At 29.6% G+C, this 16,430-nt stretch carries 14 protein-coding genes and 1 tRNA gene; 10 read left to right on the top strand and 5 right to left on the bottom strand.

What is annotated here, in order from left to right; genetic code table 11:
- The first annotated feature begins 448 nt into the window (after nucleotides 1–448).
- Both EHF_RS03240 and EHF_RS03235 read left to right on the top strand, forming a co-directional pair.
- Nucleotides 449–1,687 carry an MFS transporter gene (locus EHF_RS03240; protein WP_044195172.1) on the top strand — a complete coding sequence of 413 codons (1,239 nt, stop codon included), beginning with the start codon at nucleotides 449–451 and terminating at the stop codon, nucleotides 1,685–1,687.
- A gap of 423 nt (nucleotides 1,688–2,110) precedes the next feature.
- Nucleotides 2,111–3,346 (top strand): MFS transporter, encoded by a 1,236-nt coding sequence (locus EHF_RS03235; RefSeq protein ID WP_044195170.1) that lies wholly within the window; start codon nucleotides 2,111–2,113, stop codon nucleotides 3,344–3,346.
- Between the two features lie 836 nt (nucleotides 3,347–4,182).
- On the opposite strand, the gene ssb is transcribed toward EHF_RS03235, so the two are convergent.
- A complete protein-coding gene (ssb, locus tag EHF_RS03230; RefSeq protein ID WP_044195168.1) occupies nucleotides 4,183–4,656 on the bottom strand; it encodes a single-stranded DNA-binding protein in 474 nt (157 codons plus the stop codon).
- A gap of 147 nt (nucleotides 4,657–4,803) precedes the next feature.
- Here ssb and EHF_RS03225 point away from each other — a divergent pair, with 147 nt between their 5' ends.
- The 5 genes from EHF_RS03225 (at nucleotide 4,804) to dnaA (ending at nucleotide 10,766) form a co-directional block, all read left to right on the top strand.
- Nucleotides 4,804–6,177 carry a malonyl-CoA decarboxylase gene (locus tag EHF_RS03225; protein WP_044195164.1) on the top strand — a complete coding sequence of 458 codons (1,374 nt, stop codon included), beginning with the start codon at nucleotides 4,804–4,806 and terminating at the stop codon, nucleotides 6,175–6,177.
- 33 nt (nucleotides 6,178–6,210) lie between these two features.
- Nucleotides 6,211–7,659, top strand: coding sequence for an Asp-tRNA(Asn)/Glu-tRNA(Gln) amidotransferase subunit GatB (gene gatB / locus EHF_RS03220; protein ID WP_044195161.1), 1,449 nt, complete (start codon nucleotides 6,211–6,213; stop codon nucleotides 7,657–7,659).
- A gap of 451 nt (nucleotides 7,660–8,110) precedes the next feature.
- A tRNA-Asp gene (locus EHF_RS03215) sits at nucleotides 8,111–8,185 on the top strand.
- 103 nt (nucleotides 8,186–8,288) lie between these two features.
- The gene (locus tag EHF_RS03210) at nucleotides 8,289–9,089 is read left to right on the top strand and encodes an enoyl-ACP reductase FabI (protein WP_044195901.1); all 801 of its coding nucleotides are present in this window, start codon (nucleotides 8,289–8,291) and stop codon (nucleotides 9,087–9,089) included.
- A gap of 282 nt (nucleotides 9,090–9,371) precedes the next feature.
- On the top strand, nucleotides 9,372–10,766 hold the full coding sequence (dnaA, locus tag EHF_RS03205; RefSeq protein ID WP_044195159.1) for a chromosomal replication initiator protein DnaA: 1,395 nt from the start codon (nucleotides 9,372–9,374) through the stop codon (nucleotides 10,764–10,766).
- A gap of 154 nt (nucleotides 10,767–10,920) precedes the next feature.
- On the opposite strand, the gene EHF_RS03200 is transcribed toward dnaA, so the two are convergent.
- Nucleotides 10,921–11,844, bottom strand: coding sequence for a hypothetical protein (locus EHF_RS03200; RefSeq protein WP_232228932.1), 924 nt, complete (start codon nucleotides 11,842–11,844; stop codon nucleotides 10,921–10,923).
- Between the two features lie 496 nt (nucleotides 11,845–12,340).
- Here EHF_RS03200 and EHF_RS03195 point away from each other — a divergent pair, with 496 nt between their 5' ends.
- Complete coding sequence (locus tag EHF_RS03195) at nucleotides 12,341–12,898, top strand: adenylyltransferase/cytidyltransferase family protein (RefSeq protein WP_044195154.1); 558 nt, start codon at nucleotides 12,341–12,343, stop codon at nucleotides 12,896–12,898.
- A gap of 66 nt (nucleotides 12,899–12,964) precedes the next feature.
- Complete coding sequence (locus EHF_RS03190) at nucleotides 12,965–13,681, top strand: pyridoxine 5'-phosphate synthase (protein WP_044195152.1); 717 nt, start codon at nucleotides 12,965–12,967, stop codon at nucleotides 13,679–13,681.
- Here the strand turns inward: EHF_RS03190 and EHF_RS03185 are convergent, their stop codons facing one another.
- Nucleotides 13,682–13,966 carry an HU family DNA-binding protein gene (locus EHF_RS03185; protein WP_044195149.1) on the bottom strand — a complete coding sequence of 95 codons (285 nt, stop codon included), beginning with the start codon at nucleotides 13,964–13,966 and terminating at the stop codon, nucleotides 13,682–13,684.
- A gap of 344 nt (nucleotides 13,967–14,310) precedes the next feature.
- Nucleotides 14,311–15,198: an AAA family ATPase gene (locus EHF_RS03180; RefSeq protein ID WP_044195145.1), complete on the bottom strand. Its 888-nt coding sequence runs from the start codon at nucleotides 15,196–15,198 to the stop codon at nucleotides 14,311–14,313.
- 304 nt (nucleotides 15,199–15,502) lie between these two features.
- Here EHF_RS03180 and EHF_RS04595 point away from each other — a divergent pair, with 304 nt between their 5' ends.
- A complete protein-coding gene (locus EHF_RS04595; RefSeq protein ID WP_308416972.1) occupies nucleotides 15,503–15,712 on the top strand; it encodes a Sua5/YciO/YrdC/YwlC family protein in 210 nt (69 codons plus the stop codon).
- Nucleotides 15,713–15,733: 21 nt separating this feature from the next.
- Here EHF_RS04595 and EHF_RS03175 read toward each other — a convergent pair whose 3' ends face one another.
- Nucleotides 15,734–16,324 (bottom strand): L-threonylcarbamoyladenylate synthase, encoded by a 591-nt coding sequence (locus EHF_RS03175; protein ID WP_044195142.1) that lies wholly within the window; start codon nucleotides 16,322–16,324, stop codon nucleotides 15,734–15,736.
- Nucleotides 16,325–16,430 lie beyond the last annotated feature (106 nt).

Below are 16,430 nucleotides of genomic sequence, written 5' to 3'. Positions count from 1 at the left end.
TGTAAATTTTCTTCTGGTTAGAGTTTGTGGATAATATAATGCAATTTCAGAAAAAACAAGGAAGTGCTTGATTGATATGAGGATAATTTTCAAAGACTAAGTTGATTATGAGAATCAACTTAAACATTGGTAAAAATTGTATTTGAATGAGTTCTGTTCTAAATTTCCAGATTATAGATTGACTGTAAGTCATCCATTAAAGATTAGTAGAAGGTCTATATGTTAGGAAAATGTTTTGAAACGAAATAGCCTGTTGATATTATGTTATAGCTATGTTGCAATTAGTTTCTATATTTTATTAATGTGCATATTTCTAGAGTAAAAATATTCCACACTAATATAAATTTAGGTTAAAAATTAATTGTTTGTTAATTGTTGATAGTGGTTGACATAAGAGATAAATAACTGTAATTTTTAACTCTTTATTTTTATAGTATTGTTACCTAAAGTGTTGCATGGTTCTAATAAAAAAGCAATAGTGTCTATGCTTTTATGTGCTTTTATAGAATGTTATGATTTTTTGGTGTACGGGAATTTTGGACGTATATTTGGTAAGATGTTTTTTTCTCAAGTTAATAGTGAAAGTTTGTCTTTAATACTATCATTTATGACATTTGGAATAGCTTTTTTTGTTAGGCCTTTTGGGTCATTAATGTTTGGATATATTGGAGATAAATATGGGAGAAAAATATCTTTATTTATATCTGCAGCTTTGCTTATTTTATCAGTTGGAGGTGTTGCATTCTTACCTCTTGTTGATTCGATAGGTTTATTAGCTCCTATTCTATTAGTGTTGTTACGCACTTTACAAGGATTGTCTTTTGGAGGTGAAGTAGGTGTTATTGTTTTAATAGCAGAGAATGTTAAGAAAGAGCAAGTTCCTATGGTATTAAGTTTACATTTTGCGATAGCAATACTTGGAGGAGCAGTTGGGTCTTTTACTTTTAAGCTGTGTTATAATCTTATTCCGGAAGCTCAGTTTTACTCTTGGGGGTGGAGAATACCATTTATTGTTGGTTTGATGATGTCTATATTTTTACCTCTTTTGCGTCATTCTATTGAGGAAAGTAGGCAATATTTGGATTACATGTCTGGCAAAAAGGTCCCTAGAGTTCCTGTTTTGGATATAATACTACATCATAAAAAGATTTGTATAATGATATGCAGTTTAATAGGAAGTTCTAATATCTTATTTTATATGTTTTTTGTATTTTTAAATATACAGCAACAAGTAAGTATGGTAATTTATAGTCTCTTAATATTGGCAGTGTTGGTGTCAGGTTTTATATCCTGTCTTTCTTTTCGGGTATACAAACCTGAAAGTGTATCATTAGTTATTCATGTGTTGTTTTTTACATGTGTAGTTCCTGTTTTATGTTTCTTAGGATTTAACTCTGTAATTAGTTATTTTGTGTTAGCAATTCTGTTAGGTTTGTATGCAACTCCTATATTGTCTATGTTGGTATTTTTGTTTCCAGTTAATATCAGGCAAACTGGTTTTTCAGTGTGTTATAGTATTGCGGTAGCAATATTTGGTGGGACTACCCCTATAATTTGTTTATGGTTGATAGAAATAACTCAGTTGGATATATCTCCTATATTTTATTTAAGTTTCTGTGTGTCATTATCTTTACTTAATCTTTTGTTTTTGAAGAAATATAAATATGGGAAAGTGTTATGTGTTTAAATTAGAATTTAGAACAATACTGTTGTAGGATTGGTGAAAATTACTTTGTAGAGATATAATATGCGCTTGATAAGGCATAAACATTGGTTTTACAGTAATTGCTGACGTGTGATTGGCATTTTATAGAACTTTTGTTATATGCGTTTTATTATAATAGCTAATTGTTCATCAGTGGTTAGTGATAAGACTTTATTTCAGAGCTTTAGCATATGATGTAATATTAAACCTAGAATATCTTTTTTCAAACTCTGTTTCACTATTAATGCATTATCATGTGTAAAACAATCCTATAGTTAAGTATATGTATAATAGGTTATAGGTTACAATGAATCTTAGTTAATTGTTTGTTTACTTAATAATAATTGACATACATAACTAATATATTGTAATTATGTTAGTATTAGTATCATATAAGTATATAGTATGTCAACAAATTCCAATGTAAAACCAATGTTATCAGTACTTCTATGTGCATTTATAGAGTGCTATGATTTTTTAGTGTATGGAAATTTTAGTAAAATATTTAGTCAGATGTTTTTTTCTCATCTAACTGAAAACTTTGCTCTATTATTATCATTTATGACGTTTGGAATAGCTTTTTTTGTTAGACCTTTTGGATCATTGTTATTTGGTTATATTGGTGATAAGTATGGTAGAAAAGTTGTTTTATTGAGCTCTGTAACTGTACTTATTATATCAGTAGGTGGGATAACTTTTCTGCCTCTTTTTGAATCTATAGGGATATTATCGCCTATTTTACTAATAGTGTTTCGTATTTTACAGGGATTATCCTTTTCTGGAGAAATAGGAGCTGTAGTTTTAATGACAGAAAATATAAGAAACAATCGTAATATTGCTTATGCGATGGGGGGTCATTTTCTGGTAGCAATATTTGGTGGTGCAGTTGGATGTTTTGTGTTCAAGCTATGCTATAATTTGATTCCAGAAACTCAATTTTATTCTTGGGGGTGGAGAATTCCATTTGCTATAGGGTTAGCAATGTCTTTATCATTACCTTTCTTACGTACTTCTATTGAGGAGAGTAGAGAGTATTTAGATTATAAAAGCAAGAGTAAAGTTTCTAAAATACCTATTTTAGATGTAATATCAAATTATAAAAAACCTTGTATAATAACACTTATTTTTGTGCCTTTTTGTAACTCTTTATTCTATGCTTTCTTTGTATTCTTAGGTGTACAAAGTAAAGTAAGTATGACAATATATGCTTTATTGATTTTGACAATAACTTTGTCATGTTGTCTAGTTTCTATGCTTTGTAGGATATATAAGACTACAACTGTTGCATTATGTCTTCAAGTATTTTTTGTTTTAGGTATATCTCCGCTTGTGTGGTTTTTTGGTAAATCTATTGTAACTTATTTTCTTATAGCATTTTCTTTAGGTATGTGTTCAACACCTCTTTCTGCTATGATTATGCTTTTATTCCCAGCTAATGTTAGGCAAACTGGATATTCAGTTTCATACAGTGTTGCAATAGGGTGTTTTGGTATGTTGACACCTGTAGTATTTTTATGGTTGACAAAATTAGGTGTTTCTCCTGTACTTTGTGTAGATTTTTATGCTTTGCTTTCTTTATATGGTTTTTATTGTCTCAAGAAAAATAAGAAAGTTATTGAATATGAGAGTGTGTTTAAATAATGGCTCGGTTTAATGTTATTAGTCGTCAAATTGTTGGAATACTCCACATTTGCTGCTTAGTCTGTAATTTTATGTAAGTGATTTGAGTATTTATTATCAGTTTATACTTAATAACTTTGTTGTAAGGTTAATGTGATATATGTTTTGATTTCATATAATCTTGAGATTTGAGTATCCTGCATAAGGTTATTATACACTATTTTAATCAAGGTATATTGATTCTGCATAGTTTTATTAAATAGTATATATTACTTTATGCCTAGATTAGGCATAGTTCTTTTGTATGAGTTTGTGTTACTATGAACTGTATGTTATACAAAAAGTTCATTACTACAACAAGTAGTTGAGTATTTGTACATGTACAGTAATTTGGGTTTATTAGTATCTAAAATTTATATGTCAGTGCTGTAACATACAACTATATATTTGATTTAAGTTTATACTGTAATAAACGTGATTTATATTACAAGATTCATGATAGTACTAAGTAACTAATTTTCACATATGATATGAAATTAACTGATAGGCTGTGTCTCTCAGTTAATTATTGTATGTAAAAGCATGTCATTTATTATGTATTTGTTATTATAAATAGTTAAAATGATGTTTGTTCAATAGCTGTACTTTTTTGTTGTCATTAAAGCAATTTGTGTTACAAAGTCCATTAGTAAGCAATTGAGTTTTTCATATATGCACTTTAAATTAAGTAGTAGCAGGGTGATATTTTAGTGTTATTTATAGTGAATCCATATGTACCCTATGTGTTAATACTGAAAACACAGAATTGCAGCGAGTAGTACAAATGTTTATATATGTGTGGTGAATTAAAGTCATGACTAGAATGGTATCTCATCATCGATAATTATATCATCACAACTGCTGTCTTGGAAATTTTCTTTATTCAGACTTTTAGCAGTATAATCTTCAGGTATAACATTATTATCTGCTGTATTATTTTTGCCATCTAGCATATACAATGCTGAGTTGAACCCTTGTAAAATAACCTCTGTTGTATAACGGTCTATATTGTTTTGGTCTGTCCACTTTCTTGTTCTTAACGATCCTTCAATATATATTTTGCTTCCTTTGCGTATACAGTTTTTTATAATTTTTATTAAACCTTCATTGAATACTACTATGTTATGCCATTCTGTTTTTTCTGTACGTATGCCTGATGTCTTATCTACCCAGCTTTCTGATGTAGCGATAGAGAAACTTGCCATTTCTTTTCCATTTTGCATTACCCTAATATCTGGGTCTTTGCCTAGATTGCCTATTAGGATTACCTTGTTTACACCGATAGTCGACATAGTTGTATCTTCATTGTGAGTTAACAAGGATTATTATCGTATTTTATTAACAAATCAGTCAATCATTTTGTTGTTATATTCTAAAAAAAATGGACTAATAATATGGAATAGTGTTAATTAAAACATCTACTTTGATTGTGGTTTACAATGGATAACTCATTACCAGTAATAAGAAATAAAACAATAAATAGTGTTTTTAAAGTTATGGGAGAAATGGCTGATGCAATATTTTCTTGGGTTGGCAGTATTAATAAGGACTTAACTAGAGATCAGGATATTAGTGATCTTTATGAAAAAATGAAAGAGTGTGTTAACCCAAAAGGTGGGGAGATTAAGGCGAGGTATAATACTATATCTTTAGGTAATTTGTATTTGAATTTATCTGACGTTGGTAAAATAGCTTTTCTAAAGTTGTTGGAGGAGAAATTTAGCGCTGATAGATTTGAGATAGATGAAAAGATAGGGGATTATATACGTGAAGTAAATGAAAATGGAAAAAGAAAATACGAATTTGAATTGATGACAGTTTTAGAGTCTCCTAGATTACGTATACTTAAGCAATTTATTTCATTACCTGATGGTTTAAAATTTATTGTTGATATGAGAGCCGATGTAATTCGGTTAAATAAGAATCAATTGTTTTTTTCCCTAGAAAAAGATTTAAGGAGTATATTATCTTATTGGTTTGACATTGGCCTTTTAGACTTACATCAAATTACATGGGATTCTCCTGCTTCTTTATTAGAAAAATTGATCTTATATGAAGCAGTTCATGCTATTTCTTCATGGGATGATTTACGAGATAGATTAGATTCAGATCGTAGATGTTTTTCTTTTTTTCATTATAAAATGTCAAGAGAACCTTTAATTTTTGTAGAAGTAGCTCTTATTGATGAAATGGCTACTAGTATACAAATGTTGTTGGATTCTCAGGTGCCAGCTAAGGATCCGAAAAATGCAAAGGTAGCTATTTTCTATTCAATTTCAAATACTCAGAGGGGACTTTCTGGAATTAGTTTAGGTAATTTTTTGATAAAACGTGTTGTGAATAAATTATCAGAGGAATTTCAAAATATTAAAATTTATGCAACTCTTTCTCCAATACCAGGTTTCATTAGGTGGGTTGTGAATACTTTACCACATCGTCTTGAGCTGCTAGATGATCTGAAAATTACTGTATCTATTGATGAGATAATGTCATACGTTAATGCTAAACAATATGCTGATTTATCTCAGGATATTAAAAATTTATTTTTAAAATTATGTGCTTATTATTTGGTAAGAGCTAAAAACTCTGATAAGGCATTAGATCCAGTAGCACACTTTCATTTAAGTAATGGGGCAATTATAAAACAGTTAAATTGGATGGCTGATATTTCTGAAAAAGGATTAAGTAGTTCAATGGGTATTATGGTGAATTACCATTATGAATTGTCTAAGATAGATGATAATTATGAAAATTATGTAATTAATAAGGAAATTAATTGTTCAAAAGAAGTGTTGTCACTATTAAAGCGTTGATTTAATATATTTTATTTAAAGTGATATATTTTTATGAGAATTATCAAAGGAAATAGATGTGATTGGGAAGTGGTAATAGGGCTGGAAGTTCATGCACAAGTTATTTCCAATTCTAAATTATTTTCTAGTGCTTCAGCGAAAACTTATGATGCTTTGCCTAACACACAGGTATCGCTTTTTGATGTGGCAATGCCAGGTATGTTACCTGTGCTTAATGAATATTGTATTTATCAGGCAGTAAAAACTGGAATTGCTTTATCATGTCAGATTAATAAGTATTCAGCTTTTGATAGAAAAAATTATTTTTATCCTGATTTGCCTTCTGGTTATCAAATAACGCAATTTTATTATCCTATAGCAACACAAGGTAAAATTGTTTTAGAAGATCATGATATGAAGGAGGTGCGTATTGCTAGGATTCACCTTGAGCAAGATGCTGGGAAAAGTATTCATGAATCTAATAAGACTTATCTAGACTTCAATAGGGTAGGTATTGCATTAATGGAAATAGTATCGGAACCTGATTTAAGATCTGCTGAAGAAGTTGCAGAATATCTAAAAAAGTTACGTATGATATTGCGTTTTATAGAGACATGTGATGGAGATATGGAAAAAGGTTCTTTGCGTTGTGATGCGAATGTTTCAGTAAAACCTGTTGGAAGTAGTGAACTTGGAGTAAGATCTGAAATAAAAAATCTTAATTCCATTCGTTATGTTATGCAAGCTATAGAGTATGAAGCAAATAAACAGGTTAATGCGTTGGAGAATGGAGAAATACTGACTCAGAATACGTTGTTATTTGATGTTGGTTTAGGACAAACAAGAGTGATTAGGACTAAGGAAGATGCCCATGACTATCGATATTTTCCGGATCCTGACTTGTTTCCATTAAAAATTGATGATCAGTATATAAATCATGTAAAATCATCCTTGCCAGAGTTACCTGTACAAAAAAGAGATCGTTATATTAGTGATTTTAATCTCAGTAAATATGATGCAGGTATTTTATCTTCTGATAAGGATGTTGCTATATATTTCGAAAGGGTTGTAGAAAAGCATGATGCAAAGCTTGCAGCATCTTGGATAACAGGTGAACTTTTTAGTAGGTTGAATAAGCTTGGGATTACTATTAATGAATCTTCAGTAAAAGCTGAACATTTAATACAATTGCTTGATCTAATGGTTGACAATACTATTTCTTGGAAGATAGCAAAACAGGTATTTGATATGATGTTTGAGTCAGGTAAATCACCTGCATTGATAGTCAATGAATATGGGTTAAGACAACTAAGTGATACAAATGCGTTATCTGCAGTTGTGGAAAAGGTTTTAAAAGATAATACAAGTAAGGTTGAAGAATACAAACAAGGTAAGGAAAAGCTGTTTGGATATTTTGTAGGTCAGGTGATGAAAGAAACACAAGGTAAAGCAAACCCTGATATAGTGAATTCTATTATCAAGCAGCAATTAGAAAATAAATAGTCATATTATTGATACAAATAATATTTATTGCAATGTAAGAACTAAGACATGTATCTATTAATTGTTGTTATTAAAATATGTTATTGAATTAATAATTTGATTGAAATGTGCTTGAACATTAGTTATACGATTATTTCCAAATCATATAAATTTCAGTTAGTTGTGTGTTGGAGGGACTGAAATCAGTTTAATGACTGAATAGCATATTTTTTATGAGAGGTTGTTTCTATGTGATATGTCAAAGATAGGAAACAATGTTGTTATAAATTGAAGATAGTCTAAATTCTATAATTTTGTATATTTTTTTACATTATTTGATTGCAATAAGTATTAAATAATGTTATTAAAGCCCGTGGGTTTTTATTATGTAAGAGCTGTAAGATTAAATAAGAATAAAACCTTATTGACAATTTTTTTTATGTTAGTTAGCATTATAGACCTTATGTTTATCGGGGGCGTAGTTCAGTTGGTTTAGAACGTAAGCCTGTCACGCTTAAGGCCGCGAGTTCGAGTCTCGTCGCTCCCGCATCTTGAAAATTTTTTATTATAGTTTTGTAACCTGTGAATTTTGTAGTATTGTAAAGGCATGTCTAAGAAATAAGGAGATATCAGTGCTTGCTAGTGATATAATGAAAGGAAAAAAAGGGTTAATTATTGGGATTGCTAATGATAAATCTTTAGCCTGGGGGATTGCTAAAACCTTAGCTATGCACGGAGCAGATATAGCAGTGACTTATTTATCTGATGTTTTTAAAAAAAGAATAGATCCTTTGGTAGGATCTATAGGTGTGAAGTTAGTGTTGCAATGTGATGTATCTAAAGAAGATACTGTAGATAGTATGTTTGCACAGCTTAGTAATGAATGGGAGAGTATGGATTTTTTAGTTCATGCTGTTGCTTTTTCTGATAAAAATGAGCTGAAAGGTAGGTATATTGATACATCACTGAATAATTTTTTGACGTCTATGCATATATCATGTTACTCGCTTACTTATCTTGCTAAAAAGGCGGAAAAGCTTATGTGTAATGGAGGTAGTATATTGACGTTATCTTATTATGGTGCTCAGAAAGTAATGCCTCACTATAACGTGATGGGAGTGTGTAAAGCAGCTTTAGAAGCAAGTGTAAAGTATCTGGCTGTTGATTTAGGTTCTCAGAATATTAGGGTTAATGCTATTTCTGCTGGGCCAGTAAGAACTTTAGCATCTTCTGGAATAGGAGATTTTCATTACATATTAACGTGGAATAAATATAATGCGCCTTTAAGGCGTAATACTACAATAGAAGACGTAGGTGGAGCAGCACTTTATTTATTAAGTGATTTGGGTAAAGGTACTACAGGGGAAATTTTGTATGTTGATGGTGGGTATCATGCTATAGGTATGAAAGCAATAGATGCTCCTGATATTAATTATGTTGAGGCTAAATAAACCGAATGTATTGTATTGTTTAAATATGGTATTGAGTTTTTTATTATTTTAACTTGTAATATCTCTATTTTTCTTTAGTTGTATATATAAATTTGTTTCACTGAGTGAACTTTTAGCTGTATATTGCTATACATTAAAGAAGATTTGATCTCTTTGTGGGAAATTGATGGATGAGTTTGTTTTTCTATTGTATAATGCAGAGGATCATAACTCTCAGTAAATTGGTGGTACTAATGGGGTTTATGGTTTCTCGAGTTATGATTGTAGTTTTGGATTGGCTATATGAATGATGGTAGTACTGGGCTTTTAGGGGATTATATAAAAGAAAGATTTCGATCTGATAACCAGGTAATTTGGAAAGATATTCAAAGCAAATTACATAAGTTTTATGGTAATGCCATATATGATAGTTGGTTGAGTGTATTAATGTATGTTAATAATGAAGGTGGTAGAGTTCTACTTTCTGCTCCTACTAGGTTTATCAAAGAATGGATACTAGTGCACTACTTGGATCAAATTTTAAAATACTGGCAAGATGAGGATGAAAGTGTTTGTTCTGTAGATATTTGTGTTGTGAATAATCAAGATACTAACTTACTAGTTAATATCAAAGATCAACAGGATAGGGAAGTAAAGAATAATTACGATCATTTGAGTTCTCCTTTAGATCCTAGGTTTACTTTTGATAATTTTGTGGTGGGAAAGCCAAATGAGCTTGCTTTTGCTGCAGCAAGGAGAGTAGCAGAGTCTAGCGAACCAATATCTGGAAGTAATCCTTTATTCCTATATGGTGGAGTTGGACTTGGTAAAACTCATTTAATGCATGCTATTGCTTGGTATATCATAAAATCTTCTTCAAAAAGAAAAATAGCTTATCTTTCGGCGGAAAAATTTATGTACCAGTATGTTACAGCATTAAGAAGCAAGGACATAATGTTGTTTAAAGAACAATTTCGTTCTGTAGATATCTTGATGGTTGATGATGTTCAATTTATTAGTGGTAAGGACAGTACTCAGGAAGAATTCTTTCACACGTTTAATGCATTAATAGATCAGAATAAGCAATTAGTAATATCTGCTGATAGATCACCTAGTGATTTGGATGGAGTTGAAGAAAGAATAAAGTCAAGATTAGGTTGGGGCTTAGTAGCGGATATCAATGAGACAACTTTTGAGCTACGATTAGGTATATTGCAGCTGAAAGTTGAAAAAATGGGTATTAATATTCCAAATAAAGTATTAGAGTTTTTAGCAAAAAATATCAAATCCAATATTAGAGAGTTGGAAGGTGCACTTAATAAGGTAGTAGCACATTCTTCATTAGTTGGTTGTAGTATTACTTTGGATTCAGCTAGTGATATTTTATCTGATTTGTTACGTGCAAATCATAGATCAGTAACATTGGAATGTATTCAAAAAAAGGTTGCTGAGTTCTTTAATATTAAGATGACTGATATGTATTCTACTAGGAGATTAAGGACTTTAGCTCGTCCCAGGCAGGTAGCAATGTATCTATCAAAGAAACTAACTCAGAAGAGTTTACCAGAGATTGGAAAGAGTTTTGGAGGCAGAGATCATGCTACAGTAATTCATGCTGTTAAGCAAATAGAAAAGTTAATAGATACAGATAGTAAGTTGAGGGATGATATTAATTTATTAACTAGGATGTTAAGGTAAATCATAACGTGTGTAATATCAGAGGACTTTATTGTTATTATGTGTATTTTATTGTATCTTAGATTTATTTAATGTAATAAGATTCATAAGTATTTTTTAATACTGAAAGTCGTTTTAAGTGTTTAATGGCACTTTAACTTGTACAAATTTTTAATTACTTGCTAGTTTGTGGTTTGTCTGTATTGTGTTGCTCACCTGCTTCTTTCTTACGTTGTTCTAATATTGCAGTGTAGTTTTGTGGTCTTTCAGTTGTTCTTGGTTGCCTTGTTATTCCTTCTTGAAAAGGATTATGAATAGTTCCTTCTTTGCCTTTGTCTTCCGTAACCATACTGTATAGACTTTTTCCAACAGTGGTTATAACAAGAAGTGGTAGGAGTGGTCCTGCGAAACCTCCAAGACCAAATGTAAGAGCCCCTAATATGAAATAATAGCAGCTGTAGTGGCTGGTTATTACATCAACTAGTTTTTCATCCATAGACCCTAAAGGTTGTTTTGTACCTTCTGATTTATTAATCCCTAATTTTTTCTTTATAGAAGACATTGGATTCAATATATCAATTCCTGTTGCATCTTCTGCAAAGTTGCGTAGTGATTGAAGTGAAAAACCTTCTGTTTCTTTATTATATGATTCTATAGCTCCTTCTAGAGACTTTTGCTGTTGATTAGTAAGATCTGTTTTTAGGTGAGAGCACGCTATTATTACTTCAATTAATGCTTTGAATTCTTCATCGGATGTATCTCTCATTAGCTGATTAAATTCACTTAGCAATGAAATCTTATATACTCCTTGCATTATCATGCTTTTTCTTGTATGTTCCAGGTGTTTTGTGCAATCAGTTAGTAGTTTTATTTTGTGCTCCCCTAGATAGTTACTATCAGATAAGTGCTCTATAATATACTGGCTAAGCATATATTCAGTATGACTTGATGCCTCGTGATAAAAGCTTTCACTTGAAATATGTGCTTGAATATCTTGAGGACTTTTTCTCTGGTTGTTTAATTCTTGTTTTTTTTGTTCTACATATTCATGTAATATGTGATTACTATATAGTTGTAGTTGTTTATCTGTGTCATTCATGCATTCTAGTATATGCTCTACACATACTGTTTTGTCTTTAGAATATATTGTTTTAAGATCTCGTGTGGGGTAAAACATTTTTTAGAAAATTAACTTGTTGATAATGCACAATTATACTTTAAGATATTTACTAATCAATGAACATATTACATTTATGTATTATTTCGTACAAATTAAGTTAAGAATCTTTAAGATTATGTGACGAATTTATTAAAAACTTGGTACTAGTATAACCTATATTATGTACAGATTTGTGTTTTTTAAAAATAGTTTTTACTGTGATTATTGGGTTGTTTAGAGTTGAATATATTTTTATCTAGATTGAATTGGGTATGAATTTTTGTGATGAAGGGATTAGACTTTATTCTATATATAATTATCAACTGCTTACTAAGTTTATGTAGTAATTGTAAAATATTAGTTATAAATAATGATTATAGTAAGTTATTTATTATATATTTGAGTCTTATAAGATATTTTTATAAGTTTTATTGTGATGAAAAATTTAACAATAGGGTTGTTAGGGGGATCTTTTAATCCTCCACATTGTGGTCATTTATATATTACTCGAGAAGCTATTAAAAGGTTAGGTATAAATAGGGTATGGTGGTTAATTGTGTCTTGTAATCCTTTAAAATTTGATGGTGGTTATAATATTGAAGATAGAGTAGCTTTATCACAGCAATTAGTTTCTAGTTATACAAGAGTAAGTATTGTTAAGGTTGAAGAGTGTTATAGTTATAATGTTGTGGCTAGGTTTAAGAAGTTTAAAAATATTAAGTTTGTATGGCTAATGGGAGATGATAATCTTTTTTCTTTTCATTATTGGTATAGATGGAAAGATTTTTGTAAATTATTGCCAATTGTAGTTTTTGAGCGTAGCAAAAATGTATATCGGTCTTTAAATACTCCTTTTGCTAGTTATATGAGAAATATGTATTTTATGAATTTTCAGTTATTGTTAAATTATCAATGTGGATGGATGTTTATTAGATTAAGACCTTATGATATCTCGTCTTCTCAAATTAGAGGATATGCTTTAAATAAAATATAGTATTTGTGTAAAATTTTTATTGATAGTATATAATATATTTTGATCATAGATGTATGAGAGGTTCTTATGTCAGGGGTTGCTTTAGGAGTTAATATTGATCATGTTGCAACGTTGCGTAATGCAAGGGGTATTGATTATCCAGATATTCTTGAAGTAGCAAATATGGCAGTAAATTATGGTGCAGATTTTATAACTGTGCATCTAAGAGAAGATCGCAGGCATATAAAAGATAATGATGTTTTTAGGTTAAAAGAGAATTTAAAAGTTCCGTTAAACTTAGAAATTGCTGCAACTGATGAGATGTTATCAATAGCAATAGAGGTAAAACCGAAATGCGTATGTTTAGTTCCTGAAAAAAGACAAGAACTCACAACAGAAGGAGGATTGGATATAAAACGTATTTCTTCCTATTTAGTGTCATTTATTGAGAAATTGCATGCCCATAATATAGACGTTACGTTATTTATTGAACCTGATGTAGATCAAATTGACCAGGCAAAAAAGCTACATGCTAATAATATAGAGCTACATACTGGAAAATATTGTAACAATGCTACACAAGATACACTATTCCAAATAAAAAAAGCTGCAGAATACTGCTACCAGCAAAGTATAAGCTGTCATGCTGGACACGGTTTAAATTATCACAGTGCTGGTATTATAGCAAAAATACCATATATATCAGCACTTAACATAGGGCATTTTTTAATTTGTGAATCTGTGCTACATGGCATAGGTATGTCTGTTTATAAAATGAAAAGAATCATTACTAGTGCATCCTAATTAATCATCTAAATGGTTAATAGCATTTGATAATTTTTTGCTTGATCTAAATCTTACTCTTTTTTTAGGAGCTAGCGTTTCTAACTTTCCAGTTTTAGGGTTATGATATTTTTTCTCTGTACATTGAATGACATGTAGTGTTCCAACATTGTGCAATCTAATTAGATGAGAAGTTTCTAATGCGTTTTGTATACTTAGCATTACTAGATCATAAGCTTGACTTGATACCTTTTTTGTTAATCCTAATTCTCCCATAAGTGTTCTCACTACCATATCCTTACTCATAACTTAAACTCCTAATTTTACATAACTGAACAAGATTTAGGATATTAGGTTAGTTCATATAGTCAACTAAATTTATTTGTTATTACTTAAAGCATGGTTAATTAGTCTGTAATTTTAAGTAGATAATAATATTTTTTATAAATTTTTTGCAAAATTATTACTTTATTAACATAAATATAGAATTTAATAGCTATTTTATAATAGCAGCGTATTAAAATTATATTTGAGTGCTTTTGGTGATTTTTTACCTTTGTGCTCAATTGGTATTATTTGTAATATGTAATTTTATTTTTTATTCTAAATTGTTGATTCTAATATGTTAGATTAAAAAAGTTGACTGTAGTTTATAGTAAGTTAATTATGATATTAATCAAATTTAGCATTACTGATTTTTTATCTAATTGAAATTTTTTTGCGTAAGATATTAATTGTTGTGCTTGAGATAGTTTTGATAGTAGTTGATCAATGTTAATTTTATTTTTTATGTTATCAGTTAGGTGCTTGTAATCACTTAAATTTGTTGATATACCTAATGCTTCTTTTGTTAGATCTGATATGATAGTAAATAATATATGTTCTACTTTGTAGAAGCTGATCTCAGTTGTTATCGTATTTTCTATAGTTTTGTTATCATATTGATTAGAAAGTAGTGAAATGAGGCATTCGTATAGTTCAATTTCTTTATCAATATGTTGATTTACCATTCCTGGAGTTCCTGGATAGATATGACTTATTTTTTCATAGTCTAGATATGGAAAGTTATTTCTAACGACCTGTTGTGTTTCGTGTGGATTAAGATCAGATAACCCTAATGTAAAACATCTTGATCTTATAACTGCTGGGATTTTATGTAGATTATGACTAATTAAGATAATAATAGAATTGCTAGGGGTTTCTTCTAAAATCTTAAGCATTGCATTACTGGCATTGATAGTTAGGTTATCAATACTATCCACTATCACTATCCTGTATTTGAATCTTGCTGTGCTTAAATAAAGAAAGTTTTTTATGTTTCTAATTTTTTCTATTCCTATTGTTTCTTCATTATCATTAATTATTAGAAGGTCAGGGTTACAATGATTTAAGTTTGTTGATTGTGTTAAGTATTGAGCAAAATGACATGCCAGTGTTGCTTTTCCAATACCTCTGTTACCATGAATTAGCCATGATTGTATGTGAATATTGTGTATTAGTGTATTTTTTGCTAATGTGTGTCCTACAATCTTATCCATATTTAAAAATTTTATTTGAGATATCTTCAAATATCTAAATACAAAGCTAAGTTAGTAAGGAGAAAGTTATCCAACTTAATTCTTTGATTATATAATATTAGTTAGTATGACGTGGATATTTTTTTTGTAAATACTGATTTTATTTTTTAACAATGTTCACTAAGTTAAACAATGCTAGGATAAAAGTTGTTTGTAGTTGTTGATAGCAAAATTATCAGGATATAACTGTACTGGGGATTGCAATAATTCATTAATAAAATAACCTAGGCTTTACAAGTTAATACGAGTCTTTCCTTTATAAAGTATATTTAATAAAATTAAACAGTTCTCTATTCTTACAAAACATGCAACTCAAATAATACAGGAACTTTCTCCAGGACCAGTCACTTTTGTATTACCAATTCATAACTATAATAAGTTACCTAGACAATTCTTCAATAATACTATTGGAATAAGAGTTCCAGACCATTCCATAGCTTTAGAAATATTAAATAATTTTGATAATCCTATTTAGTGTAGAATTAGTATTCATGACCTAATTTACAATATTTTGTATTATATCCTGGATTTTCTTTTTTGACACTGCTCCTTCTCTTAGTATTTTATGTGATGTTAAATCAATTACTGTTGATTCAATGCCTTTTACTAAATTGTCATCTTCTATTATTACTGAAATATGCTGTTTGATTGTTTCTTGAACTTGATGTAAAGCAGTGACACTAGGTTGTCCGGAAATATTAACACTTGTTCCTACAATAGGATTGTCAAAATTATTTAATATTTCTAAAGCTATGGAATGGTCTGGAACTCTTATTCCAATAGTATTATTGAAGAATTGTCTAGGTAACTTATTATAGTTATGAATTGGTAATACAAAAGTGACTGGTCCTGGAGAAAGTTCCTGTATTATTTGAGTTGCATGTTTTGTAAGAATAGAGAACTGTTTAATTTTGTCAATGTTACCAAGTAGTAGTGATAAGGGTTTATTATGCGATCTACCTTTTATTTTATATATTTTTTGTATTGCTTCAATGCTGTATGCATCTCCAGCTAATGCATATACAGTTTCGGTGGGAAATAGTATTAAGTGTTTGTTTTTTAATGCTTGTACTGCTTGTGAGATCATTTTATATATAAATTAATTTTTCTATATATTAATAATACAAATGTAATTTTAATGATAGAGTTATATACTATAGAAGTAATTTAAATATTTGTTTTTTTGTATAGAT

Origin of the sequence: Ehrlichia japonica (genome assembly GCF_000632845.1) — a bacterium.
Lineage (GTDB): Bacteria > Pseudomonadota > Alphaproteobacteria > Rickettsiales > Anaplasmataceae > Ehrlichia > Ehrlichia japonica.
The sequence above is the reverse complement of the archived record's forward strand: the minus strand, read 5'-3'. Positions and strand labels throughout refer to the sequence as shown.